This is a genomic window from Streptomyces sp. MMG1533, assembly GCF_001279775.1.
Classification (GTDB): Bacteria; Actinomycetota; Actinomycetes; order Streptomycetales; family Streptomycetaceae; genus Streptomyces.
This window is the reverse complement of record NZ_LGDG01000275.1, coordinates 12,816-39,490: the sequence shown is the minus strand read 5'-3', so window position 1 is coordinate 39,490 and position 26,675 is coordinate 12,816. Positions and strand designations below refer to the sequence as shown.

The following is a 26,675-nucleotide window of genomic DNA, read 5'->3' as shown; positions in this document are numbered from 1 at the left end:
GGTCCCTACCGCATCAGACACCCCAGCAGGCAGCTCACCGCCCGACCCCGAGTCGGTCCGCACCGCCTCAGACACCCCAGCAGGCAGCTCACCGCCCGAGTCCGGGTCCGTCGGTACCGGTTCCTCGGCCGTGTCGGGGCCCGGGCCTGTGGTGGGCGGCGTGGCCGCGTTGTCCGCGGCGGAGCGGGCCGGGGCGGGTTCGGTGGCGCCGCCGGATGTCGCAGCAGGGGACGTTGCCTCGGAATCAGCGGCCCGGGGCTCCGCTGTCTGCCGCGCCACCTTCGCCAGCAGCTCGCTCACGCTGAGCCCCGCCCCGCCCCGCTCGATCGCCTCGGCGGTGGCCCGCTGTTCGGCGTGCGCCGACCCGGCCTCGTTCACCTCACGCATGAGTGCCCTTCATGATGTGCGCTGTCCTCTCCCACACTGCTGACGCTCCGATCACCGCTGCCGCCACGACCGGAACCCGCGAAGCCGTTCCGGCGTGACCACGGTCTCCAGCCGCTCGTCGTCCTGGCCTCCGCCACCGAGCGCGGACACCAGACGCCGGGCCGGTACGTTGCGCGCGGTGCGCTCCGCCGTCAGCCGGATCTCGGTGCACCCCAGTTGTTCGGCCCGGTCGGCCAGCCACTGCAACAGGCGTTCCTCGACGCCCCGCCCGAGCGCACGGCAGCTCATCAGCCAGGCCAGTACGTCGAGTCGATCGCCGTCGGCCCGGACGGCGAGGAGGCCGATCTGGCCGTAGTCGCCGAACCGGTCCCGCGCGGCGGCCGTCCACACCTCGCCGCGCTCCCGCCACCGGGCGAGGTCGCCGCCGTCGGCCGACCGGGCGCGGAGGGTGAACTGGTTGGTGCGGCGCACGAGTTGCCCGGCCCGTTGCAGGTCCGCCTCGGACAGGGCCCGGATGTCGACCGCCAACTCCAGCTGCGCGAGAAACTCCTCGAAACCTGCCTGTTCGCGTACGGCGTCCCGCTCCCGTTCCTGTTCGTAGAACCGGGCGCGCAGGCCGTCCTCGGCGGTCGCCGCCGCGGGGACGAGGGGCCACAACCGGCCGAGGAACTCCTCCAGTCGGTCGGCCGGCGGGCAGGTGACCGACAGCACCTGGGGCAGCGCGGAGCGCACTGCGGCGATCTCGACGGGGTTGTCGTCGAGGAACAGGAAGCTGTCGAGGCCGAGGCCGAGCGTGCGGGCCGCGTCCGCCAGGCGGCCCGACTTGGGGCCCCAAGTGGCGGAGAGCACGCTGAAGTGCTCGGCCTTCAGCAGACTGTCGGGGCGGTCCAGGACGGCTCGGACGGTGTCCTCGTCGTTGTTGCTGACCAGTGCCAGCAGCGCACCCGCCTCCCGCCACCGCAGCAGCCTGCGGGCCAGCAGGGCGCGCGGACCGGTCAGGTCGACCGCCTCGGGGCCGGCCTCCCCGGCCACGCCGCACCAGAGTGTCTCGTCGCCGTCGACCGCGATCACCTTCGGCGCGGGGCGGCGGACCGCCCGTACCACTTCGGCGAGTCGGAGGGCGACGGCCGCCTGGAAGGGCGAGGTGAAGGGCAGGTGGGCCAGCCGTTCGGTCCGCTCGTCGAAGCGTTCGTCGACCTCGTGGTTTCGGGTCCAGTCGTCGCAGCCGAGCACCGCGATGCCCGGCAACTCGGCGAGTTCGGCGGCGACTTCGCGTTCCCAGCGGGTGAAGCGCTCCGCCGTGCGCACGGACGGCAGGAAGCCGACGATCAGCGGCTTGCGCGTGCGTTCCGCCAGGGCCCGGAGCGCGGCGGGGTAGGCGGTGCGGAGCTCGGCGAGCAGTTCGTCGTCCACCGGGCCGAACCGCTCGAAGTCCGCCGCCCGCAGCAGCACGGTGCCCACCGCTGCAGACGGGTCGGCGAACACACCGGCCGGGTCCTGGAGGCTCGCGAGCACCTGGTGGTACGGGGCTTCCGCAACCGTCGGTCCGCCGTCCTGCGCGCCCTCGCCGAACGCCGCCTCGCACAGCAGCGGCAGGTTGCCGAGGGCGAAGGTGGCGGCGAGGGCGAACGTGCCGTGGGCCGTGTCCGGCGCCGCCTTGCGCACCGGCGCCATCGGCTCCGCAGCCGTCTCGTCCAGCAGGCGCACCAGCTCCTCCCCCAGCTCCCCCGCGCTCGCCGCGTCCAGGATGTCGAGGTTGTGGTCGAGCCGGATGCTGCCCGCGTCCGGGGTCATGGTGATCATCAGGTCGAGGTCGGAGTAGCCGGTCCCGGCCGGCAGGACCTCCAGGCGGGTGAGGCGGCCCGCTGCGGAGCGCACGTAGTTGAAGTACACCTCCACCAGCGGCGCGTTGGCCCGGTACAGCCCCTGCTTGGCCAGCGTCGCCAGGACGTCCGAGAACATCGCGCCCTTGGCGAGGATCTTCTCCAGGCGGCCGTCGGTGCGGCGCAGCACGTCCTCGACGCGTTCGTCCGCGCGGGCCTCGGCCGGGAACGGCACCGGGACTCCGTAGAAGCCCACCGCGTCGAACGCGTCGGCGTGGATGCGGGTGTCCACGGGCACGGCGAGCACGAAGCGTTCCCGCTCCCGGCGCCTGGCGAGCAGGACGGTCAGGGTGCCCAGGCAGAACGCGGCGGGTGTGACGGCGAGTCGGCTCGCGGTCGTGGCCACGCGTTCCATGAGCCCGTCGGGGATCGGCACGCTCACGCTGCCGGCGCGGTACGACCGCGTCGCCGGGCGGGGGCGGGCGAGCGTCAGGTCGAGCCGGGCGCTGCCCTGGAATGCCTCGCGCCACTCGGCCGCACCGGCCCCGGGCTCCCCGGTCCGCTGGGCCTCGATCAGCAGGTCGATGTCCCGGTTGGTGACGGTGGCGTCCAGCTCGGTGCCGGACAGCTCGGCGTCGATCTCCCCGGCCACCAGCAGCAGCGACTGGAGGTCGCTCACGGCGTGGTGCGCGCCGAACACCAGGGTCTGGCCCTGTGCACCGGCGTCGAGGAGCTCGAATCGCCACAGCGGCGGGGTCGTCAGGTCGAACGGAGGCTCCAGCAGGCGGCGCAGCCGGTCGGCGGCATCGACGGTCTCGTCGGTGACGGTCGTCCAGCGCAGCACCGGCCGCGCCAACTCCCGCTCGGTGCACAGCTGTCGGCCGCCTTCGCCTGCGCTGACAACCGCGGTGCGCAGGGCGGCGTGTCGTGCGACGAGCCGGGTGAGGATGCCGGTGAGGGCGTCCTGACTGGTCACCGTCGTCAGCCGTACCGCCAGGCCGACCGCGTGTGCCGCCTCCGGCATGCCGGGCCGGGCGCTGCGCAGGAGTCGTACGACGTCACGGGTCGCCGGCCGCAGCGCGGTCCCGGGTACCTCGGCGGCGGCCTGGGCCGGGCGTGCCTCGTGGTCCCCTTCCGGCAGCACGGTGGCGAGGGCCCGGGCCAGGCCGCGGATGTCGGTGGCCGAGAACACGGCGGCGGCCGGGAGTTCGGCGCCGAGTTCGCGGGCGAAGGCGTTGCGCAGGCGGACGAGCATGAGGGAGTCCAGGCCCAGTTCCTTCAGGGCCGTGGTGGCGGACACGTCCAGGGCTCCCCCGGTGACCTGACCGACTCGGGCCCGTACGTACACTTCGAGCTTTTCGGTGCGTTCCTGGTCCGTCGTCGCCGCGAACACGCTCCTGACGAGGTCGTCGGAGCCGTCCGTGGGCGCCGGGGGACCGACCAGGTCGGCGAGGATCGGGCGGGTGCGTGCCGCGTCCGGGTCGAGGGCCAGCAGTTCCCGGTCCAGGGCGAGCGGTGCGAGCTGGCGGCGCCCGGTGGCCAGCACGCGGTCGAACAGTTCGCCGCCCTCCTGCGGGGAGAAGGCGACCAGGCCGGACCGGCTGGTCCGGGCGGCCCGGGTGCCGGACGCTGCGACCATGCCGACGCCCGCCCAGGCGCCCCAGTCCAGGCTCAGCGCCCGGCGGCCGGTGCGGGAGAGGTGGTGGGCCCAGGCGTCGAGGAAGGCGTTCGCCGCCGAGTAGGGGCTCTGTCCGGCCGAGCCGAGGAGACCGGCGGCCGAGGCGAACAGGACGAGGTTGTCGGCTTCCGGGATCAGTTCGGTGAGCAGGGCGGTGCCGAGGACCTTGGGAGCGAGGACGCGCAGGACGCGTTCGTCCGTCAGGTTGGCGACGGTGGCGTCGTCGAGCACACCGGCCGCGTGCACCACTGCGGCGACGGGGCCGGCAACGCGTCGTACGGCGTCCAGGGCTGCGGCCAGTCCGTCGCGGTCGGCGACGTCGGCACGGGCCAGGTGCACGGTGGTCCCGCGCTCCTCCAGCTCCCTGATCCAGCTCGCGGTGTCCTCGTCGGGCGTTCCGCGGCTCAGCAGGGCCAGTCGGCGGGCGCCCCGGCCCGCCAGTCGTTCGGCGACGACCCGGCCGAGGCCGCCCAGGCCGCCGGTGACGAGATACACGCCATCCGAGGTGATCCCGCCGTGGCCGCCGTCGTCGGGGCGGGTGCGGGTCAGGCGCGGGACCAGGCGGCCCTCGTCGCGCAGGGCGACGAGGCGTTCGTCGTCGGCGTGCCGCAGTTGCGTCCACAACGCGTCGACGCCGTCGGCGGGCGGGAGGTCGACGAGTGTGGTCGACAGTTCCGGGTGCTCCTGCGCCACGGCGAGGCCGAAGCCCCACGCGAGGGCCTGCTCCGGGTGGGTGACCCGGGTGCTCTCACCGGCGGCCTGGCTGCCCCGTACGACGACGAACAGGCGGGGTGCCCGCCCCTGGGCGCGGTCCGCGAACGTCCGTACCAGGTGCAGGGTGTTCAGGCAGCACAGCCGGGCCGCCTGTTCTGCCGTACCGGCGTCCGCGATCGGCGGGGAGTCGAGCGCCGACAGCTGGACCACCCGCTCGGGCGGCGCGTCGGCGAAGGCCTCGTCGAGGAGTCGGGTCAACTGCTGCGGATCGGCCGCGTCGAGGACGTAACGGCCCGGGCTCTCCATGTCGTACGTCGATCCCCGGCGGGCGATCACATGCGGCACGGCGGCGGAGTGCAGGCGCTCGCCGAGCGCGTCGGCCACGCCCGTCTCGTCGGCCAGGATCAGCCAACTGCCTCGGGCCGGCGGCTCCTTGGCGGTCGGACGCGGCTGCCAGCGGGTTTCGAACAGTGCGGAGTCCAGGGGCGAGAGGGCGGCCAGCGCGAACTCCTCTGCTTCGAGGAGGAGTTGCTCGTCCTCGTCGTACAGGCGCAGGTCGAGTGTCGCCGTGTCGCCGTCCAGGGAGCGCAGGGTGCAGGTCGCCCAGGCGGGTGCGGTGCCGCGGCCGGTGAAGCGGAGGCGGCCGACTCCGGCGGGGACGAACGCCCGCCCCTGGGGTGCGTCGCCCGGGAGAGCGGCGGTGTGGAAGGCGGCGTCGAGGACGGCGGGGTGCAGCAGGTGGCCGTCGGCGGGCCTGCGGGTCAGCCGGCCGAGTGCCGCGTCGGCCGTACGCCGGCCCTCCTCCAGGGCGCGGAAGGCGGGGCCGTAGTCGATGCCGAGGGCGGTGAGGCCGGCGTAGACGGCCGGGAGGTCGGCCTTCTCGTCGCACCGCTCGCGCCAGGCGGCGAGGTCCTCGCCCGGGCCCTCGACGGGTGCGGTGAGCGCCACTCGGCCGAGCACGTGCCGCTCCCACCGTGCGCCCGTGGCCGCCGAGGCCACGGTGAAGTCCCGGAAACCGTTCTCGGCCGGGTGCAGGACGAGTTGCAGCCGTACGGGCGTCTCCGGGTCCAGACACAGGGGCTGCACGAACCTGACGTCGGCCAGCCGGACTTCGCGGCCGTCCTGCACGGCGGTGGCGGCTTCCAGTGCCATATCGAGGAAGGCGGCGCCCGGGAGCCAGACCTCGCCGGTGACCCGGTGGTCGGTCAGATAGGCGAAGCGGGGGTCGCGCAGGTCGATGTCGGTCTGGAAGAGGTGCCGGTCGGGTTCGTCGCTCGACTCGACGTGGGTGCCGAGCAGCGGCGATCCGCTGCTCGTCGGGGCGGGTGCGAGCCAGTGGCGTTCGCGGGTGAAGGCGTACGTCGGCAGGTCGACGCGGCGCCCGGCCGGGAACAGCGCCGACCAGTCGGGAGTGTGCCCGGCCGTGTACAGCTCCCCCAGCCCGCGCAGAAGGGCGTCCTGTCCGCCGTCCCGGCGGCGCAGTGACGCGACCGCGACCGCGATCGCGTCGACGCCGGCCTCGGCCGCCACCGCCTCGATCGAGGCGCCGAGCGAGGGGTGTGGGCTCAGCTCGACGAAGTGGCGGTAGCCGTCGGCGAGCATCCGCCGGACGGTGTCGGCGAAACGGACCGGCTCGCTGAGGTTCGCGAACCAGTACCCGGCGTCCAGCCGTTCCCCGGGCACCGGTTCGGCCAGGACCGTCGAGTACAGCGAGGTGGTCGTCGAGGTTCCCCGGACGGCGGCGAAACGGCCGAGGAGTTCCTCGCGCAGCGGGTGCATCAAGGGGGTGTGCGAGGCGAACGCGGTCGACAGCCGGCGGGCGGGTATGTGCCGCTCCTCCAGGTGCCGGGCCAGGTCGGCCAGCGCCTCGGCGTCGCCGGAGACGGCCGTGGAGTGGGCGCTGTTGACCGCCGCGACGAACAGCCGCCCGGCGTACGGCGTGAGCAGTTCCTCGACCTGCGGGCGGGCCAGCTCCAGGGCCAGCATGCCGCCCCGGCCCGCCAGGGGAACGACGGCCTGGGCGCGCCCGGTCACCACGGTCACGGCGTCGTCCAGAGTGAGCACGCCCGCGCTGTACGCGGCGGCGATCTCACCGAGGCTGTGCCCGATCACCGCGTCCGGGGTGACACCGAGGGAGCGCCACGTGGCGGCCAGTGCCGCGTTCACGGCGAACAGCACCGGCTGGAGGATCTCGGTCCGGTCGAGGCGCGTGGTGTCCTGCGGGTCGCGCAGGACATCGAGCACGGACCAGCCGACGTGCCGGCCCACCGCCTCGTCGATCCGGGTCAGCTCGTCGCGGAACACCTCCGACTCGGCGCGCAACTGACCGCCCATGCCGGGCCATTGACCGCCGTGCCCCGAGAAGACGAAGGCGACCTTGCCCGGGTGTTCCTCGCGGTTCGGCGGTATCGGTGACCGACCGTCCGCCAACGCGTCGAGTCCTGCGCGGAGTTGGTCCCGGTCGCCCGCGACGAGTGCCGCGCGCCGCTCGAAGTGGCTGCGGTGCCTGGCCAGGGTGTGGGCGACGTCGGGGAGGGTGGTGTCTTCCGTGAGGTGTGCGGCCAGGCGCGCGGCCTGCTGCCGTACGGCGGCGTCGGTGCGCCCGGACAGCACGAACAGCCGCTCGCCCGGGGCAGGTTGGGCCGTGGTGGCCTCGGCCTCGACGCTCGGGGCCTCCTCCACGATCACATGCGCGTTGGTGCCGCTGATCCCGAAGGCGCTGACCCCGGCGCGTCGGGGCCGCTCGGCCGACGACGGCCACGGCGTCTGCTCCTGGAGCAGGTGCAGCCCGCTGTCGTCCCAGTCCACGTGACGGCTGGGCGTGCCGGCGTGCAGGGTGCGCGGCAGCGTCTCGTGCCGCAGCGACTGCACCACCTTGATCAGCCCGGCGACGCCCGAAGCGGCCTGCGCGTGCCCGATGTTGGACTTCAGCGAGCCCAGGTACAGCGGGCGGTCGCCGGGACGGGATTGTCCGAACACCTCGGAGAGGGCGTTCGCCTCGATCGGGTCACCGAGGGTCGTGCCGGTGCCGTGGGCCTCGACGTAGTCGATGTCGGCGGGCTCCAGCGCGGACAGTTCCAGAGCCCGCCGGATCACCTGCTCCTGCGCCGGGCCGTTCGGGGCGGACAGGCCCTGGCTGCGGCCGTCCTGATTGACGGCGGTGCCGCGCAGCACGGCCAGCACCTCGTCGCCGTCCCGGCGGGCGTCACTGAGCCGCTTGAGTACGACCATCCCCGCGCCCTCGGCCCAGATGGCGCCGTCGGCCCCGTCGGAGAAGGAGCGGCAGCGGCCGGTCGGGGACAGGCCGCGCAGCCGGCTGAACTCGACGAAGGTCTGCGGTGTCACCATCAGGGTCGCTCCGCCGGCGAGCGCGAGGTCGCACTCGCCCGCCCGCAGTGCCTGGGCTGCCAGGTGGACCGCGACCAGGGACGACGAGCAGGCGGTGTCGACGGTCAACGCCGGGCCGCCCAGGCCGAGGGTGTACGCGAGCCGGCCGGAGGCGACGCTGAGGGCGGTGCCGGTGCCGACGTATCCGTCGAGCTGGTCGAGCCGGGAGCCGGACAGGTAGTCGCTGCCGAACATGCCGACGTACACGCCGGTGGTGCTGCCCGCGAGCCGGGCGGGCACGATGCCGGCGCGTTCCAGCGCCTCCCACGTCGTCTCCAGCAGGAGTCGCTGCTGGGGGTCCATGGCGGCGGCCTCGCGCGGGGTGATGCCGAAGAAGCCCGCGTCGAAGGACTCGATGTCGTCGAGGAACCCGCCTTCGCGGGCGTACGACTTGCCCCTCGCCTCCGGGTCGGGGTCGTACAGCGACTCGACGTCCCAGCGCCCGGCCGGGAAGGGACCGACCGCGTCACGGCCCTGGGTGACGAGGTCCCACAGGCCCTCCGGGTCGCTCACACCGCCGGGCAGACGGCAGGCCATGGCGACCAGGGCGACGGGCTCGTCGCCCGCCGGGGCCGTGCGGTGGGCCGTCGCCCGGGCCGGGGCCGTGCGGCGGGTCGCCGCGAGGGCGGTGGTCAGCAGATGGTCGGTGAGGCGGGCCGGTGTGGGGTGGTCGAAGAGGAGGGTGGCGGGGAGTTTGGTGCCGAGGCGGGTGCTGATGCGGTTGCGCAGGTCGACCGCCGTCACCGAGTCCATGCCGAGGTCGCGCAGCGGCCGGTCGGGGCGTACGGCGTCCGCCGAGCGCAGGCCGAGGGCGCGGGAGGCCTCCTCGCGGACCAGGGCGAGGACGCGGGCGGCCCGTTCGGCCTCGGGCAGTCGGGCGAGACGGTCCGCGAGGCCCTGGCCGGTGTCGCGGCCGGTGCGCGGCGCGGGCAGCAGCGAGCGCCACAGGGCTGACCCCGGGCCGTCCGCCGTGGCCACGGTCTCCCGCACGCGCGGCAAGTCCAGCGCCCAGGCGACCAGGTGCGGGCTGTTGCGGTGCAGAGCGAGGCCGACGAGGTCGCGACCCTGGTCGGCGGTGAGGGCGCGCTGGCCGAGGCGGGCCATCCGGTCGAGGTCGGCGTGTGCGGCGGCCAGTCCCTCGCCCGCCCACGCGCCGAACGAGACCGAGACGCCGGGCAGCCCCAAGGCCCTGCGGTGGTGGGCCAGTTGGTCGAGGAAGACGTTGGCAGCCGCGTAGTTGGCCTGGCCCGCGGTGCCGAGGACACCGGCGGCCGAGGAGACCAGCAGGAAGAGGTCGAGCGGCAGGTCGGCGGTGAGGCGGTGCAGGTGGGCGGCGCCGTCGACCTTGGGGCGCAGGACCCGGGCGAGGCGCTCGGGGGTCAGTTCGGCGACGATCCCGTCGGCCAGGCCCCCTGCGCAGTGCACGACACCGCGCAGGGGCAGGTCCTCTCCGACGTGTGCGAGCAGGTCGGCCATGGCCTCTGCGTCCGCGATGTCGCACGCCGCCACTTCGACGTGGGCGCCGAGCGCGGCCAGTTCGGCGGTGACCTCGGCGGTGCGCGGGTCCTCGGGACCCTGACGTGACGTCAGCAGCAGCCGGGGAACGCCGCGTTCGGCCAACAGTCGGGCGATGTGGCGGCCCACGGCGCCCAGGCCGCCGGTGATCAGTACGGTGCCGTCGGTGGAGACCTCGGTCGGTATTCGCGCCGCGTCGACGGACCGGGCCCGGACCAGCCGAGGTGCGAGCAATGCCCCTTTACGGGCTGCCAGTTCGGGCTCGTCGACGTGCGCGACGGCTGACGTCAGCGCGGCGCCGGGGTCCGAGTCGTCGAGGTCCAGCAGGGTCAGTCCGAGCTCGGGATGCTCGGTGCGGGCGCTGCGGGCCAGGCCCCACAGCACCGACTGGACAAGACCGGGCACGCTGTCCCCGGCGTCGACCGCGACCGCACCCCGGGTCACCCACACGGTCCGGCTGGGTGTCTCCTCGGGCGCCAGGGCGATCAGCGCCCGCAGTTCGGCGAGGGCGGTGGCCGCCAACTCCTGTGCCGCAGCGGCCGTTTCCCGCTCCGCGGCAGGGCTCGGCCAGAACCGTACGAGAACGTCGGCACTCGTCTCGCACAGCTGGACCCCGGACGCGTCCAGGGCACGCAGGACGTCGGCGACCTGGGGATCGGACCGGTCGCCGGCCACGCTCCAGGAGGTGCCCGGAACCTCGGACGTCCGCGCGTCCGGCGCCGTCCATGCCACCTCGTACAGATGCCGCCCGTTCTCCGAGGCGCCCCGCAGGTCCGCGGGGCTCGCCGCGCGCAGCCGTACGGCCTCCAGGCGGCCGACGAGGAAACCGTCGCTGTCCCAGAGCGTCACGTCCAGGGTCAGGTCGGTCTCCGAACCGCCGGTCCGCCGTACGGACGCGGTCAGTTCGGTGGCCCCGCCCGGCGGCAGGACGCAGCGGCCCACCGCGACCGGGAGCAGTACCCGGTCCTCGGACGCGTCGAATGCGGCGGCGACGTGCAGCGCGGCGTCCAGGAGCGCCGGGTGGATCGCGTACGGGTCGTCCGGGTCACGGGCGACGGACGGCAGGGACAGCCGGGCGAGGAGCTCGCCGTCGCCGGTGACGACGGCCTGCCGTACGCCCTGGAAGGCGGGACCGTAGCCCAGACCGAGGCCGGTCAGACGTGCGTACGTCTGCTCGCTCCAGGCCTCTTCGGCGGCCTCCGGCCACACCGGCGGCCGGCCCGCCGTCACGGAGGCCGGCTCGGCCGCCGACGCCGTTGCGTGCAGCGTCCACCCTGCGGCCTCGTCACCGCGTGGGCGGCTGTGGACGGTGATCTCCGGCACCGGGTCGGCGGTGCTCACCTCGACGGACACCTCGACGGTTCCGGAGGCGGGCAGCGTGAGGGGGGCGAGGAGGAGCAGGTCGGTGACGTCACCGGGGCGGGCCACGGCCAGGGCGGCGCGGCACAGTTCCGTCAGGGTGGTGCCCGAGACGACGGTGCGGCCGAACACGGTGTGGTCGGGCAGCCAGTCCGCGGTGGCCGTGGACCATTCGTTGCGGAAGGTCCAGCGGGTCTCGTCCGGGGACTGGAGCTGGATGCCGAGCAGCGGGTGGGCGGCTCGGTCGAAGAGGCCGGGGCCTCCGGTGGCGGTCTCGGGCTCGATCCAGTGGCGCCGCTGGTCCCAGGCGTACGTCGGCAGGTCCGCCGGGCCGGCGGCCGGGACCAGACGGCGCCAGTCGATGTGCCGTCCGTGGACGTGGAGTTCGGCGGCGGCGTGGTCGAGGCAGGCGGGACCGTTCTCGTCGCGGCGCAGCGAGCCGACGGCGATCAGGTCGTGGTCCGTCTCCTCGGCGACCGTGCGCACGGCCGTCAACAGGGCGGGGTGGGGGCTGAGTTCGACGAAGTGGCGGTAGCCGTCGGCGGCCATGCGCTCGACGGTGGGCGCGAAGCGGACGGGCTCGCGCAGGTTGGTGTACCAGTAGTCGGCTTCGAGTTCCTCGGTGACGGGTTCGCCGGTGACCGTGGAGTACCAGGTGACGGAGGCCGGGTAGGTGGTGACGCCGTCGAGTTCGTCGAGGATCGTCGTACGGACCGGCTCGACCTGAGCGCTGTGGGAGGCGTAGTCGACGTCGAGGCGGCGGGCGAACACCTGCTGCCGGTCGAGGCCGGCGAGCAGCGCCTCCACGGAATCCACGTCACCGGCGATCACGGTAGAGCGGCCACTGTTGACGGCGGCGACCGAGACCCGGCCGTCGTGCTCGGCGAGGCGGGCGGTCACCTCGGTGTGCGACAGAGCGACGACGGCCATGGTGCCGGTGCCGGACAATTCGGTCAGGGCCTGGCTGCGCAGGGCCACCACGGCCGCGGCATCGTTGAGGCTGAGCGCCCCGGCGACACAGGCGGCGGCGACCTCGCCCTGGCTGTGCCCGATCACCGCGTCGGGGCGTATGCCGCGGGCCCGCCACACGGCTGCCAGGGACACCATCACGGCGAAGAGGACCGGCTGGACGACGTCCACGCGGTCCAGGGACGGGGCGCCCGTGTCGCCGCGCAGGACGGCCGCGACCGACCAGGTGGTGAAGGGGCGCAGCGCGGCGTCACAGCGGTCGAGTTCGTCGGCGAAGACCGGATCGCTGTCGAGGAGGTCCCGGGCCATGCCGGTCCACTGGGAGCCCTGGCCGGGGAAGACGAAGGCCAACTTGCCGTATGCCCACGCCTGTTGGGGGCCGACGACCAGGTCGGGATCCGGCTGCCCCTCGGCCAGCCCGTGCAGGGCGGTCAGCAACTCGTCGCGGTCGCCCGCCCGGACGACGACCCGGTGCTCGAAGTGCGTGCGGTGGTGGGCCAGCGTGGCGGCCACGGACGGCAGCGACGCGTTCGGCTCGCCGGCGAGGGCCCGACGGAGGCGGTCGGCCTGCCCCTGAAGGGCGGGCAGGGTGCGGGCGGAGAGCGGGAAGAGGACCGGCGCGGGGCGGCCGTCGAGGGTCGGACGGGTCGGGTCCTGCGGGGTCTCTTCGGGGAGACGGGTGGGGCCCTGCGCGGTCTCTTCGGGCAAACGGGTCCGGCCCTGCGCGATCCCCTCGGGCAGGTGGGTCCGGCCCTGCGCGATCTCCTCGGGCAAGCGGGTCTGATCCCGCAACGCCCCCTCACTCGGGCGGGCCTGACCCCGCAACGCCCTCTCACTCGGACAGGCCTGGCCCTGCTCCGACTCCCCACCCAGGCGACCCAGGTCCCGCGGCTCCTCCTCGCTCGGAGGAACCCGGCCCGGCAGGATCTCCTCGCTCGGGCGAGCCGGTTGCCGCTCCGGCTCCCCGCCCGGCCGACCCAGGTCCCGCGGCGCCTCCTCCAGCACCACGTGCGCGTTCGTGCCGCTGATGCCGAACGCGCTCACCCCGGCCCTCCGTACCCGCTCATCGCCCCGGGGCCAGGCCCTGGCGGCGGTGAGTACTGTGAGGCCGCTCTCGGTCCAGTCGACGTGCTCGGTCGGGGTGTCGGCGTGCAGGGACGCCGGGAGCTGCTCGTGGTCGAGGGCCAGCACCGTCTTGATGACTCCGCCGATGCCCGCGGCGGCCTGGGTGTGACCGATGTTGGACTTCAGCGAGCCGATGCCGAGCGGCCGGTCGGCGGGGCGGCCCGGCCCGAACACGGCGGCCAGCGCCCGGCCCTCGATGGGGTCGCCGAGCGGGGTCCCGGTGCCGTGGGTCTCGACGTAGTCCAGGTCGTCGGGCCGGAGACCGGCCGCGTCCAGCGCGGCGCGCAACACCCTTTCCTGCGCGGGCCCGTTGGGGGCGCTCAGGCCCTGGCTGCGGCCGTCCTGGTTGATCGCCGAACCCTTGACGACCGCGAGGACCCGGTTCCCGTCCCGGCGGGCGTCCGCCAGCCGCTTGAGCAGGACCAGGCCGCAGCCCTCGGCCCACACCACGCCGTCCGCGCCGGCCCCGAACGGACTGCACCGCCCCGACGGCGACAGCCCACGCAGCCGGCTGAACTCGACGTGCCCGCGCGGGGTCACCAGCAGCGTTGCCCCACCCGCCAGCGCCAGGTCGCACTCGCCGCCCGCCAACGCCCGCGCCGCCAGGTGCAGGGCGACGAGGGAGGAGGAGCAGGCGGTGTCGACGGTGACCGCCGGGCCCTGCAGACCGAGCGTGTAGGCGATGCGCCCGGAGGCGACGCTGGAGGCCGAGCCGGTGCCGACGTGGCCGTCGAGCCGGCTCAGCGGGGCCGAGGCAAGATAGCCGCTGTCGTACAGGCCGACGTAGACCCCCGTGGAGCTGCCGTTCAGCGCCTCGGGGACGATCCCGGCGCGTTCGATCGTCTCCCAGGCGGTCTGCAGGAGCAGCCGCTGCTGCGGGTCCATCGCGGCGGCCTCGCGCGGCGAGATGCCGAAGAAGGCCGCGTCGAAGCGGTCGATGCCGTCGAGGTAGCCGCCGCGCAGGGAGTACGCCGTGCCGGTGGCCTCCGGGTCGGCGTCGTACAGGCCCTGGGTGTTCCAGCGGCCCGGCGGCACCTCGGTGACTGCGTCCTCGCCGGCGGACAGCAACCGCCACAGCGCATCGGGATCGTCGGCGCCGCCCGGGAAGCGGCAGGCCATGGAGATGATCGCGATGTCGTCGTCCGCGCGCCCGGGGGCCACCGACGGAGACTCGACGGCAGGAATCGGAGGGTCGGCGAACACGGCCTCGGCGAGTGCCGCGACGGTCGGGTGGTCGAAGACGAGGGACGGGTTGAGGGTCCGGCAGGTCCGCTCCGAGAGTTCCGCGGCCAGGGTCACCAACTGGCGGGACCCCAGGCCGAATTCGGCGATCGGCCGGTGCGGGTCGACGGTCAGCGGGTCCAGCCCGGACGCCTCGGCAACGGCGGACACCAGCCACGCCCGCACCCCCTCGGGCGTGGTGACGGACTGCTTCGGGGACTCGTTCGCAGGCATCGGGGCAGGTGTCCTCGTGAAGTCGGGCTCGGGCTGTTTCCCGTACCAGCGGTGGCGATACGGCCGGCATGGCGGGCGTACGACGGAACGCGCGGCCGGTGTACGGCCGCCCAGGCCGCCGTCGGCACGGAGGGGTGTGCGCCGACGGCGTGCGGTGTTCAGCGGGTGGCGGGCGCGGCGACCACGGCGAGGGTGCCGCCCAGGTGGGCCGTCCGGGAGGCGTGGCGCTGGATCTTGCCGCTGGAGGTCTTGGGGATCGTGCCGGGGTGGACGAGGACGACGTCGCGCACGGACACGCCGTGGGACTCGCCGATCGCGCTGCGGATCAGGTCGGTGATCTTCTCCGCCTCGCCCGCGGCGTCCGGGGCCGTCTCGGCGACGAGGACGACCTGTTCTCCGTCCACTCCCCCGTCGACGGAGAAGGCGGCGGTGCAGCCCGGACGCAGGGCCGGGTGGGCCATCTCGGCGGACAGTTCGAGGTCCTGCGGGTAGTGGTTGCGGCCGTCGATGACGATGAGGTCCTTGAGACGGCCGGTGACGAAGAGTTCGCCGTCCCGCAGGAATCCGAGGTCGCCGGTGCGCAGGAAGCGGCCCTCGCGGCCGGCGAGGGTCGCGCGGAAGGTCTCGCGGGTGGCGAGGGTGTTGCGCCAGTAGCCCTTGGCGACGCTCGCGCCGGCGACCCAGATCTCGCCGACCTCGCCCTCGGGGAGTTCCTCGTGGCGTTCGGGGTCGGCGATCACCAGGGTCACGCCCGGGCCGGGGCGGCCGCAGCCGACCGCGGCCGCGTCCGCCTCGCCGGCGTGCGGTCCGGTGTCCGCGGCGGCGAGGAGCGTGGGTGCGGTGTCCACCGTGCCCCCAGTGACCATCACGGTGGACTCGGCCAGGCCGTAGCAGGGGTAGAAGGCCTCGCGGCCGAAGCCGGCCGGGGCGAAGGTCTCGGTGAACCGTCGCAGGGTGGCGGGGCGCACCGGTTCGGCCCCGTTGAAGGCCACCTTCCAGGACGTCAGGTCGAGTTCGTCGACGAGTTCGGGGGTGGCGTGCTTCAGGCACAGCTCGTAGGCGAAGTTGGGGCCGCCGCTGGTGTGCGGGCGGTAGTGGCTGACGGCCTTCAGCCAGCGGTCGGGCCGCTGGAGGAAGTGCAGCGGGGAGAACAGGGTGGTGGTGAGGCCGAGGTAGACCGTGTTCAGGACCGGCCCGATGAGGCCCATGTCGTGGTACACGGGCAGCCAGCTGACGATCAGTTCGCGGCCGTACTCCTCGATGGTGTCCGGGGTGTGGCCCATACGTTCGGTGATGACCCGCTCGTTGTCGAGCAGGTTGCCGTGGGTGACGACCACGCCCTTGGGGGCCGAGGTGGAGCCGGAGGTGTACTGGAGGAAGGCGGCCGAGTCGGCGGTGAGGTCGGGTTCGCGCCAGGAGGCGGCCAGTTCGTCGGGGATGTCCTCGGTGACCACGCAGGTGATGTCGGCCAGCTCCGGCAGGTGTTCGGCCATGCCGGTCAGGGAGGCGATCACCTCTCGGCCGCCCAGGATCACCCTGGCGTCCGCGTCGGCTATCAGACGCCTCATCCGGGTCAGCGCGCGGTGGTTCTGCGCCCGGCCCTGCGGGGGCACGCCGGGGACGGCGACGACCCCGGCCGAGAGGCAGCCCAGGTAGCCGCTGATGAACTCCAGGCCGGGCGGGTACAGCAGCATGGCGCGGGACCCGGTCAGACCGCGCTCCTGCAGCCAGGCGGCGACCGCCCGGGCGCGTCCGGCCAGCCGCCCGTAGGAGATCTCCTGGATCTCCCCGTCGCAGTCGCCCGTGACGAGGAAGCGGTACGCGGTCCGGTCGGGCTGATGCGAGGCGTGCAGGGTCAGCAGGTCGACCAGGGAACGAGCCATATGAACGTGTCTCACCTGTCTGGTTAGGTGGCGAGGAACTGGAGTTCGAGGGCTCCGTCATACGTACGCGGAAGCCGCGGGCGGACCGGCCCCCTTGCCCGTCCGTCCCTCTCGACCACTCGCCCGAGGTGCCGCGATACAGCTTGCTACCGGCGAGTAACACGTTAGCGAGTCCCACCGGGCGTAGTGGACGCCACAGTGTAAACCCTGTGTATCAAGCGGAAATTGAGAGCTCAACGACATGCCATGCGAAAGGCTCCGGGTGCCGCAGCACGCCTCGATGTCCGGGCCAATTCCGACAGTTGCCACAGAAGCGAACAGAGCTCGGACAGTTTCGAAGCGATGTTTCGATCGACCGTGCGAGATCGGTCGATGACGGTGTGTACTGTGCTGCGGGTGCCTCGCGTGAGGGCTTCGTGCTCTGTGCTGCCCGGCTTCTCCTCACCCTCCCCCGGACCCCTCCCCGACTTTCCCTTGGAACCGATTCGATGATCGAATTACCGGACCTGGTGGCCGGCGGTCTCGCCGCCGGCACACTGTCCGCGCTCGCCCTCGGCGGCGGGTTACTGCGGTCACGGCGCCAACAGGCCGCCCAGAGCGCGGAGATCGCCGCGTTGCGCATCCAACTCGACGGCGTCTCACGGGCGTTCACGGCCGAGGTGGAGCATCTGGCGGCGCAGCGTGTTCCCGCCGCCGCACGTCAACTGACCCATCCGCACGTGGTCGTTCCGGGCCCGTTGCAGCCGCAGATCTCGGGGGCGCCGCTGGGCCTCGCGCTGGAGCACGTGCTGAGAGGGCTGCGGGCCGAGCTGGCCGCGCAGCGCACCCGGATCGACGCGGCCGCGCAGGCCGGAATGCGCGGGGCCACCCGCGAGATCCAGGCGGCGCTGTACCGGCTCCAGGACGCGCTGCGCCGTCTGCAACAGCGCTATGACGAGCCGGAGTTGGCGCAGACGCTGTTCCAACTGGACCACGAGAACGAGCAGTCGCTGCGCCGGGCGCAGGTGGCCGCGGTGGTGTGCGGGGCCTGGGTCGGGCTCGCCCGCGAGGAGTCGCATCTGGTGGAGGCGGTGACCGGCGGCCAGGCCCGGCTCGCGGGCTACCACCGGGTCCGGGTGCACAACCATCTGGAAGCGGGCACCGCTCTGGTCTCGCACGCCGTCGAACCGGTCGCGATCATCGTCGCGGAGCTCCTCGACAACGCGCTGCGGCACTCCGCGCCGGACACCGACGTCGTGGTCAACCTGGAGCACGTCCATCACGGCGTCTGCGTCACCGTGGACGACGCCGGTGTCGGCATGACACAGGACGAACGAGCCCGCGCGCAGCGGCTGGTGGCGGGTTCCGAGCCGGTCCTGCTCACCGACCTCGGTGATCCGCCGCGCATGGGGTTCGCGGCGATCGGCCAGTTGACCCGGCAGTTCGACCTGGGCGTGGACGTGTCCTCGCCGTCGCCCTACGGCGGGATGCGCGCGGTGCTGCGGGTCGACAGCCATCTCCTGAGCCGGATCGACCCCGCCGAGCAGCCGCCGGCGGCCAGCGCCCCGCGCTCGACCCGCAGGGCCGCGCCACAGGCACCTGCTGCCGTCTCCCGCGGGTACGACGGGGCCGAGCAGAGTCACGGGTACGGAGCCGAGCCGAGCGACGACGCCGCCACCGCCGTATCGGGGCATCGGACATCGCACGACGCGGGCGGGCTGCCGCAGCGGCGGCGCCGGACGCGGGCCGCCGCCGCGGACGCGCCTCCGGACGCGCCGGCGCCGCAGCGGCCGGTACGCCGCCCGGAGGAGGCCGCGGCCGCGCTCGGCGCGTTGCAGTCCGGCACCGCCGCGGCCCGCGAGGACACCGGCGCCACGCGGATCGCCGTACCGAAGGAGACCGCCGTACCGGAAGTGACCGGGCACGAGACCGAACAGACCGACTACGAAGGGGGAGCGGCTCGATGACCAGCCGCGATGCGGGCGACACGGCGTGGGTGCTCGAACCGATCCTGCAGATTCCGCATGTCGTCGCCGCCGTCCTGCTGACCAGGGACGGGCTGGTGACGGGGTACACGGAGGCCCTGTCGCAGGCCTCGGCCGAGCGGGTCGCCGCGATCACGAGCACCGTGCAGGGCGCGTGCCGTACCGCCGCCGCCGCGTTCGCCGACGCCGACCGGGCCGAGGTGCGGCAGGTCGTCGTGGAGTCGGACCACGGTTACGTCCTGATCGTGCCGACGGACCACGGCACCTGTGTGGCCGCGTACGGGGACGGCGAGGTGCGCCTCGACCTGCTCGCGCACCGGGTGCACTCGCAGGTGGCGCGACTGGGCGAGAAGACGATGGCCGCGGCGGCCCGAGGAGCCGACGGCGGCGCGTCGGCATGACCGGCCGCCGTGCCGGCCGTCCCTTGGTTCCCGCGTATCTCTCGACGGGCGGCGTGGCCCGGCCCAGCCGGCCGCAGCTGGAACGGCTGTCGGTGCTCACCGGCAGCGGTGTGCCGGTGCCGGCCGGACTCTCCGCCGATCTGCCCGCCGCCGCGCTCGCCCTCCTGGACACCCTGGAGGGCGGGTCGCTGACGGTCATGGAGGCGGCCGCCCTGCTGCGGCTGCCGGTCTCGGCGGTGCGGGTCCTGGCCGCAGACCTGATCGACCGGGACCTGGTACTGGCCCGCGCGCCGATTCCGCCCGCCGAACGCTTCGACCCCGACCTGCTGAAGAGAGTGGCCGATGGCCTCCGCGCCCTCAAGCACGACTAGCGGCATCCACCTGCCCGATACCGCCCGCGACTTGGTGAAGATCCTGGTCGCGGGCCCGTTCGGGGTGGGCAAGACGACGCTCATCGACTCGGTGTCCGAGATCCGTCCGCTGCACACCGAGGAACACCTCAGCGAGGCGTCCGCGCAGGTGGACGATCTGGCCGGGGTGCGGGACAAGTCGACGACGACGGTCGCCATCGACTTCGGGCGGATCAGCCTGCCGGGCGGAATCGTGCTGTACCTGTTCGGCACGCCCGGGCAGGAGCGGTTCCGGTCGCTGTGGGAGGACATCGCGTACGGGGCACTCGGCGCCCTCGTGCTGGTCGACAGCCGCCGCATCGACGCGTCGTTCGACGTGCTCGGGCTGGTGGAGGAGACCGGGCTGCCGTACGCGGTGGCGTTCAACGCCTTCCCGGACGCGCCGGGCCACCACACCGAGGCGCAGTTGCGCGCCGCCCTGGACCTGGAGCCGGGCACGCCGATGGTGACGTGCGACGCCCGGGACACGAACTCCTCGATCGACGCGCTGCTCGCGCTGGTCCACCACCTGATCGACCGCCACCCTCCGGAGAACCGGTGACCACCTATCCCCCGCCCCAGCAGGCCTTCTCCCTCTCGACGCCCGTGCGGTTGTGGGAGGAGGGCTTCGCGCTGGACCCGTACCGCTACTACACCGCCCTGCGCGCCCAAGGGCCGGTCGGCTGGGCGGAGTTGGCTCCGGGCGTGCCGGCGTACGTCGTCACGGACCGGCGGGCCGCGCTGGACCTGCTCAACGACACGGACACGTTCTCGCACGACCCCCGGCCGTGGGAGTCCACGGTCGCGGACGACTCGCCGGTGCTGGGCATGATGCGCTGGCGCCCCAACACGCTGTTCGCGGACGGCACCGCCCACCTCCGGTACCGCGGTTCGCTGATCGACACCTTCGAGCGGGTCGAGCCGCACGACCTGCGGGCGCGAGTGCACCGGGCGGTGCGTCTGCTGGTGCGCCGGATCGGGCCCCGCGGCGAGGCAGACCTGGTGGGCGAGTTCGCGCGCCCGCTGATGGCGTTGGTGTTCAACAGCCTCTTCGGACTGCCGGACAGTCACAGCGCCCGGCTCGATTCGGCACTGGGCAAGATGATGGAGGGCGGCGCCGAGGCGGCGCAGGGCGAGGCGGAGTTCGGAGGCTACGTCCTGGAGCTGATCGCCGCCAAGTCCGAGCGGCGCGGCGACGACCTGCCGAGCTGGCTCCTGGACCATCCGGCCGGGCTGACCCCGGAGGAGGTCACCTGGCAGGTGTTCCTCACGCTCGGCGCCGGGCACGAGCCGACCGCGAACCTGGTGTCCAACGCGCTGTCGCGCATCCTCGGCAACCCGCTCTACTACTCCACCCTCACCAGCGGGGCCCGTCCCGTGATGGACGCCGTGGTCGAGGTGCTCCACCACGAGACACCGCTGGCGAACTACGGCATCCACTACGCCCGCAGGCCGGTGACCTTCCACGGGGCGTGGATCAGGGCGGCCGTCCCGGTCGTGGTCTCCTACGGGGCGCTCGCGCACGCCGCCGAGCAGGACGTCACCGCCGGCCGCCACCCCAAGGACGCCTCGCACCTGTCGTGGTCTGCGGGCCCGCACGCCTGCCCGGTCAAGCAGTACACGCTGCTCATCGCGACCGAGGCGATCGAGCGGCTGACCCAGTGGCTGCCCGACCTCGAACCCGTTCTGCCCCGCGAACGCCTGAGCTGGCGGCCCGGCCCGTTCCACCGCTCGCTGACGTCACTGCCCGTCCGGTTCAGCCCCCGCTCCCCCGATCAGCCAGGAGATCCGTCGTGACCGTGACCGACCGCATCGACCGCTTCGTCATCGACCCGTTCGGATCCGACATCGCCGCCGAGAGCGCCCGGCTGCGCGCCCTCGGCCCGATCGTGCCCGTCGAGCTGCCCGGCGGCATCCCCGCCTGGGCCCCCACCGGCTACGACGTCCTCAAGAACCTCATCCTCGACCCACAGGTGAGCAGGGACCCCCGCAAACACTGGCGGCTGTGGCCCGAGATCGGTGAACACCCTTCCTGGGGCTGGGTCCTGGGCTGGGTCGGCGTGGTGAACATGCTCTCCACGTACGGCGCCGACCACGCCCGGCTGCGCAAGCTGGTCGCCCCGAGTTTCACGCACCGGCGCACCGAGGCCATGCGGTCGCGGGTGGAGGCGATCACCGCGGAGCTGCTGGACGCGCTGGAGACGGCCGACGCCGACGTCGTCGACATCAAGGCGGCTCTCGCTCATCCCCTGCCCATGCAGATCATCTGCGAACTGTTCGGCGTGCCCGAGGAGTTGCGGGCGGACACCGGGCGGCTGATCGCGGCCATCATGGACACCTCCGACCCGAGCCCGGAACACGCCGCGTTCGTGCAGCAGCAGATCGGCACGGTACTGCCCGCGCTCATCGCCCACCGCAGCGAGCACCCCGGCGACGACCTCACCACGGAGCTGATCCGTGTCCGGGACGAGGACGGCGACCGGCTCAGCGACGAGGAGCTGCTGTACACGCTGCTGCTGGTCATCGGCGCCGGGTTCGAGACCACCGTCAACCTCATCGGCAACGCCGTCGTCGCCCTGCTCCGGCATCCCGAGCAGCGGGGGGCCCTGCGGTCCGGGGAGATCACCTGGGACGCGGTCGTCGACGAGACGCTGCGGGTGCACCCGTCCATCGCCTCACTGCCGCTGCGGTTCGCCGTCACCGACCTCACGGTCGGCGACGTCACCGTTCCGGCCGGGGACGCGATCATCACGACGTACGCCGCCGCGGGGCTGGACCCCGCGCACTACGGGCCGGACGCGGACGCCTTCGACGCGGCGCGCGGGGCCGACGACCACCTTGCGTTCGGGATCGGCGTGCACCGGTGCATCGGTGCGCCGCTGGCCCGGACGGAGGCTCTGACCGCACTGCCGGCGCTGTTCGAGCGGTTCCCGGACCTGCGACTCGCCGTCGAAGCTGACGAGTTGCGGCAGGTGCCGTCGTTCATCGCGTTCGGCTGGCAGGAGATTCCGGTACGGCTGCGCGGCTGACGCCGCCGACCAGGCTGAACCGCGCGGGAGCGCGACCGGTCCCCCGTTCCGGTCGTGCCCCCGCGGTGCCTAGAACCTACGTGTGAAACGGAACAGTTGTGAATCGCGTCGATGCCCGCTGTGCTGCGCACAGGGCTCACCCGTGCACAGGTGAGTCCGGATGGCCCGGTTTCTCCCGGTCGAGGACGGGTGGTTCGAGGTCGCCCAGGACCAGGTGGGCCAGGACGACCTCGTAGAGATCGCTGCCGGCGGCGAGCAGCCGGCGTTCGAGGACGGGTTCCGCGCCGCGGACGTGCTCGCGCACGGTCTGCGCGTGCATGCCGAGAGTCTGGGCGGCCCGTTCGGAGTTGCCACCGGCGGCGATCCAGGTGCGCAGCGTCCGGCGCAGGTCCCGGGCGTCGCTGTCCAGCCGGCCCAGGAAGTCGTGCGCCCAGGCCCGTACCGCGGTCCCGGCGAGCAGATCGGCGAGCCGGGTGGGGGTTGACTCCTCGGCGCCCCGCACGGCGGGGATCTCGGCGAGGCCGACCTGGGTGTTCAGGGCGAGGTGGGCCGCGGCGCGGACGGTCAGGTGGGAGAAGTCCGTGCCCAGCAGGCCCTCGACGCGTTCCATGCGGGCGCGGACGGTGTTGCGGCTCACCCCGAGGACCTTGGCAGCGCTCACGGCGGTGAACTCCAGGCCGAGCCGGGTGGTGGCGAGCAGTTCGGCGCGGGTGTGGTGCGGCAGGGTGTCGAGCGGGTGCAGCACGTGGGCCGTCCAGTCGCGGAGGGCGACGGGATCCATCAGGCGTTCGGGGTGGGTGCGTTCGGCGTAGACGGCCGCCTTGTCCGGCCGGAAGTGCGCGACGGCGAGGGCGCTGACGGCCTGTCCGTAGGCAGTGGCGGTGCGGGCCAGGCTCTGCCGGGCGCTGCCGCCGAGGAACACGCCGGGGTTGCGGTCGATGAGCGACCGCAGGGCCTCCCCGCCGGCCTCGCCGGGGGTCACGACGATCACGTGCCCGTCCATGGCCGGGCAGCGCACGACGAGGGCCTGGTCGCCCGTCGCGACGAGACACTCCTCGGCGATGCGGTCGCGCTCCTCGGCGTCGCCTTCGAGGACGTAGACACAGGCCGTGTCCGTGTCGAGCAGGCCCGGCCACAGGCCCGCGGCGACCCGGCGGGCGGACACGAGGTCCTCCACCATCAGCAGTTGCAGGATCGCCAGCCTCAGGTCGGACGTCGCCCGCTCCAGTCGGCGTCCGGCTGCGGCGCTCTCGTGGGCCCGCAGCAGGAGCTCGATGACCTGCGCCGTGTGCGTCACGACATCGGACGCCCGCCGGTCGAACGGGCTCGTACGCGCCACGGACAGCACCCCGGCAGAGGACGGGGCCGGCCGCTCCACCCTGACGATCCGCAGATGGCGGCCCTCTCCCTCCCACGCGGCGGAGGCGATGCGCCCGGCGACGATGTCGGCGACCAGGTCCGCGTCCAGGGGCACCCGGGTGCCGCCGAGGAGCGCGCCGGCGTCGTCCTGGAGGGATGCCTCGCCCTGCACCGCCTCGGCGAGCCACACCACGACCCGGCGTACGTCGCGCCCGGTCGGCCGCAGATGGTCGAGCAGCTCCTGCGCCCACCCCACGTCCCGCGTCCCCTTCACCTCCGTGTGACGGAATCCGTCCTCTCGGCCTGCCACGTCGGCCTTCTCCTCGCCCCTCGCATCGTCCGGCACATCGGTCGGGGACGTTACCTCACGCCTGGCGGGCGGTCGCCCTGCGCGAGCGCTGGTCCCGTCGCGTAGGCGAACCTGCCCCTGGCCGCCGGCAGACTCAAGTCGGCTCGCCGCGGGGGCTCAGGCGAGCAGCGAGCCCGTCCCCTGGGGGTCGAAGCCGGCGAGGGCCTCGTCGATGCGGGCGAGGGTGTCGGCATGCAGGTCGACGCGGGCCGCGGAGAGGTTCTCGGCGATGTGGGCCGGGGTGCGGCTGCCGGGGATCGGCACCACGTGGTCGTCCTGGTGCAGCAGCCACGCCAGCGCCAGCTGGCCCGGGGTCAGGCCGAGGTCGGCCGCCATGCCACGCAAGGGGGCGTAACGGTCGTTGTTGGACTTGAGGTTGGCCTCGTCGAAGCGGGAGATGTTGCGGCGGAAGTCGCCCTCGGCGAGGTTGTCCACCTTGCCGGCCAGGAACCCGCTGCCGAGCGGACTCCAGGCCACGATCCCGACGCCCAATTCTCGGGCGGCGGCACGCAGTTCGGGCTCGGCGGGCTGCCACATCGACCACTGTGTCTGCACCGCGGCGACCGGGTGGACCGCGTGGGCCCGGCGCAGTTGGTCCGCCGTCACGTTCGACAGGCCCAGGTGGCGCACCAGGCCGTCCTTCACGAGGTCCGCGACGGCGCCGACGGTGTCCTCCAGCGGGACCTGCGGGTCGGGGAAGTGCGGGTAGTACAGGTCGATCACATCCGTGCCCAGGTTGCGCAGCGACTGCTCGGCGTATCCGCGTACGTACCGTGGCTCGGCGTTCACGGCGAGCTCGCCGAAGGCGTACGACACCGGGAAGCGGTGGCCCTCGGCGCCCTCGGGGACGCGGAAGCCGAACTTGGTGGCGACGGTCACGCCGTCCCGGTGGCCCTTGAGGGCCTCGCCGACGAGGCGTTCGTTGTGGCCGTCGGCGCCGTAGCCGTCGGAGGTGTCGATGAGGGTGGTGCCCTCGTCGAGGGCGGTGTGCAGCGCGGCGATCGCGCGCTCGTCGTCGATCTCGCCGTACATGCCGGGCGACAGCACCATCGCGCCGAAGCCGATCGCGGAAGTCTCGAGGTCGCCGAGGAAGCGCTGGGGCAGGGTGGTCATCGGGTGCTCCTGGTCGTCCGGTCCCGTGTGATCTCTTGTGGCCCAGCGTGTCCCCGGTTCCCTGCCGCCGTCCAAGACATGTGGCTATAACCGTTGGCTATGGACGTTCATGTGCGCGACCTTCGGTACTTCACGGTGCTCGCGGAGCATCTGCACTTCACCGTCGCCGCCCAGAAGCTCTTCATCTCACAGCCCGCCCTGTCGAAACAGATCCGGGCACTGGAGCGGCAGCTGGGCTTCCCGCTGCTGGAACGCAGGCCCCGCGAGGTCGTGTTGACACCCCAGGGGCAGGTTCTGCTCCCGAAGGCGCGGGAGCTGGTGGCTGCCTGGGACGAGGCGTGGCGGGAGGCGCGGGCCGCAGGTTCGACGTTCTCACTCACCGTCGGCATGCAGACGGCCGTCGGTCGTGACCTGCAGCGCGAGGCGCTGGCCCGGTTCCGGGACCAGGGCTGGCGGATCTCCCTCCGGCTGGTCAGCTGGGAGGACCCGACCGCCGGCCTCGGCGACGGGGGCTCGGACGTCGCGTTCCTGTGGCTGCCGCTTCCGGCGCCCGGTCTCGTGTCCCGCACGCTGGTCCGCGAGAGCCGCTGGGTGGCCCTGCCGCCCGACCACCGGCTGGCCGGCCTGCCGGAGGTGGACTTCGCCGACCTCGTCGACGAACCCTTCGTGGCGCTGCCCCTCGCGGCCGGGCCGGTGCGGGACTTCTGGCTGGCCACCGATGCGCGCGAGGGCCGTGAGCCCCGGATCGGCACCGAGGTGACGTCGCCCGCCGACACCTTCGAGGCCGTGGCCTCCGGGCTGGGCGTGGTCCTGCTGGCGGAGGGCAACGCGCGGCTGTACCCGCGCCCCGACGTGGTGTTCCGTCCGGTCCGGGGGCTGGCACCGGCGGAGCTGGCCCTGGTGTGGCGGGCGGACGACGCCCGGCCCGAGGTGGCGGAGTTCGTGGCCGCGTTCACGCCGCCGGCCTGAGGCCACCCCGGGCCTGAGCGCTCGTCGCCCGCGTACCGCATAAGCTCGACGGATGGCCAAGTACTTCGACGTGCACCCCGACAACCCGCAACCGCGCACCATCTCCCAGGTCGCCGACAGTGTCCGCTCGGGTGCGCTCATCGCGTACCCGACGGACTCCTGCTACGCACTGGGCTGCCGGCTGGGCAGCCGTGACGGCATCGACCGGATCCGGACGATCCGCCGGCTGGACGACCGGCACCACTTCACCCTCGTGTGCCAGGACTTCGCGCAGCTCGGCCAGTTCGTCCGGGTCGACAACGACGTCTTCCGCGCGATCAAGGCGTCGACGCCCGGCAGCTACACCTTCATCCTCCCGGCGACGAAGGAGGTGCCGCGCATGCTCCAGCATCCGAAGAAGAAGACGGTCGGCGTGCGCATCCCCGACCACGTCGTCACCCAGGCCCTGCTCACCGAGCTCGGTGAGCCGCTGCTGTCCAGCACGCTGCTGCTGCCGGACGAGGAGGAGCCGATGACGCAGGGCTGGGAGATCAAGGACCGGCTGGACCACGTCCTGGACGCGGTGGTCGACTCCGGGGACTGCGGCACCGAGCCGACGACGGTCATCGACTTCTCGGGCGGCGAGGCGGAGATCATCCGCAAGGGCGCGGGCGACACGTCACGGTTCGAGTAACCGATTCACCAAGGGGCGTTCACGACGGGGTCAGGGGAGAAGGGGCGCGGGACGGGCCCCTGACCAGGCGTGTCACGATGACCATGATCCGCCCGGCCGTCCGGGTGGCCTCGCCGGCCGACCCCAAGAGAGGC

General features: G+C 73.4%; 13 protein-coding genes. 8 read left to right on the top strand and 5 right to left on the bottom strand.

Annotated elements, in window-relative coordinates; all coding sequences use genetic code 11:
- From ADK57_RS43040 to ADK57_RS43030, 3 genes are all read right to left on the bottom strand, one after another.
- Nucleotides 1–387: hypothetical protein (locus ADK57_RS43040; RefSeq protein ID WP_420711973.1), on the bottom strand; the 387-nt coding region annotated here is incomplete at its 3' end.
- A gap of 51 nt (nucleotides 388–438) precedes the next feature.
- Nucleotides 439–14,412, bottom strand: a complete 13,974-nt coding sequence (locus ADK57_RS43035) for a type I polyketide synthase (protein ID WP_078973657.1) — start codon at nucleotides 14,410–14,412, stop codon at nucleotides 439–441.
- A gap of 158 nt (nucleotides 14,413–14,570) precedes the next feature.
- Nucleotides 14,571–16,295, bottom strand: a complete 1,725-nt coding sequence (locus ADK57_RS43030) for a fatty acyl-AMP ligase (RefSeq protein ID WP_053755218.1) — start codon at nucleotides 16,293–16,295, stop codon at nucleotides 14,571–14,573.
- A 488-nt stretch (nucleotides 16,296–16,783) separates the two neighbouring features.
- Between ADK57_RS43030 and ADK57_RS43025 the strand changes: the two genes are divergently transcribed.
- The 6 genes from ADK57_RS43025 to ADK57_RS43000 are packed head-to-tail and all read left to right on the top strand — an operon-like array spanning nucleotide 16,784 to nucleotide 22,078.
- Nucleotides 16,784–18,241: an ATP-binding protein gene (locus ADK57_RS43025; protein WP_053755217.1), complete on the top strand. Its 1,458-nt coding sequence runs from the start codon at nucleotides 16,784–16,786 to the stop codon at nucleotides 18,239–18,241.
- Complete coding sequence (locus ADK57_RS43020; protein WP_053755216.1) at nucleotides 18,238–18,660, top strand: roadblock/LC7 domain-containing protein; 423 nt, start codon at nucleotides 18,238–18,240, stop codon at nucleotides 18,658–18,660. The genes ADK57_RS43025 and ADK57_RS43020 overlap by 4 nt, the downstream gene beginning before the upstream one ends.
- A complete protein-coding gene (locus ADK57_RS43015) occupies nucleotides 18,657–19,031 on the top strand; it encodes a DUF742 domain-containing protein (protein WP_053755215.1) in 375 nt (124 codons plus the stop codon). Before ADK57_RS43020 ends, ADK57_RS43015 begins: the two co-directional genes overlap by 4 nt.
- Nucleotides 19,003–19,611, top strand: a complete 609-nt coding sequence (locus ADK57_RS43010; RefSeq protein ID WP_053755214.1) for a GTP-binding protein — start codon at nucleotides 19,003–19,005, stop codon at nucleotides 19,609–19,611. The genes ADK57_RS43015 and ADK57_RS43010 overlap by 29 nt, the downstream gene beginning before the upstream one ends.
- On the top strand, nucleotides 19,608–20,846 hold the full coding sequence (locus ADK57_RS43005) for a cytochrome P450 (RefSeq protein WP_053755213.1): 1,239 nt from the start codon (nucleotides 19,608–19,610) through the stop codon (nucleotides 20,844–20,846). The genes ADK57_RS43010 and ADK57_RS43005 overlap by 4 nt, the downstream gene beginning before the upstream one ends.
- Nucleotides 20,843–22,078, top strand: a complete 1,236-nt coding sequence (locus ADK57_RS43000) for a cytochrome P450 family protein (protein ID WP_053755212.1) — start codon at nucleotides 20,843–20,845, stop codon at nucleotides 22,076–22,078. Before ADK57_RS43005 ends, ADK57_RS43000 begins: the two co-directional genes overlap by 4 nt.
- Before the next feature lie 136 nt (nucleotides 22,079–22,214).
- On the opposite strand, the gene ADK57_RS42995 is transcribed toward ADK57_RS43000, so the two are convergent.
- Nucleotides 22,215–23,747 (bottom strand): helix-turn-helix domain-containing protein, encoded by a 1,533-nt coding sequence (locus ADK57_RS42995; protein ID WP_053755219.1) that lies wholly within the window; start codon nucleotides 23,745–23,747, stop codon nucleotides 22,215–22,217.
- Nucleotides 23,748–23,903: 156 nt separating this feature from the next.
- Nucleotides 23,904–24,899, bottom strand: a complete 996-nt coding sequence (locus ADK57_RS42990) for an aldo/keto reductase (protein WP_053755211.1) — start codon at nucleotides 24,897–24,899, stop codon at nucleotides 23,904–23,906.
- Nucleotides 24,900–24,998: 99 nt separating this feature from the next.
- On the opposite strand from ADK57_RS42990, the gene ADK57_RS42985 reads away from it, so the two are divergent.
- Both ADK57_RS42985 and ADK57_RS42980 read left to right on the top strand, forming a co-directional pair.
- Nucleotides 24,999–25,868 carry a LysR family transcriptional regulator gene (locus ADK57_RS42985; protein ID WP_053755210.1) on the top strand — a complete coding sequence of 290 codons (870 nt, stop codon included), beginning with the start codon at nucleotides 24,999–25,001 and terminating at the stop codon, nucleotides 25,866–25,868.
- 52 nt (nucleotides 25,869–25,920) lie between these two features.
- Nucleotides 25,921–26,541 (top strand): L-threonylcarbamoyladenylate synthase, encoded by a 621-nt coding sequence (locus tag ADK57_RS42980; protein ID WP_053755209.1) that lies wholly within the window; start codon nucleotides 25,921–25,923, stop codon nucleotides 26,539–26,541.
- Nucleotides 26,542–26,675 lie beyond the last annotated feature (134 nt).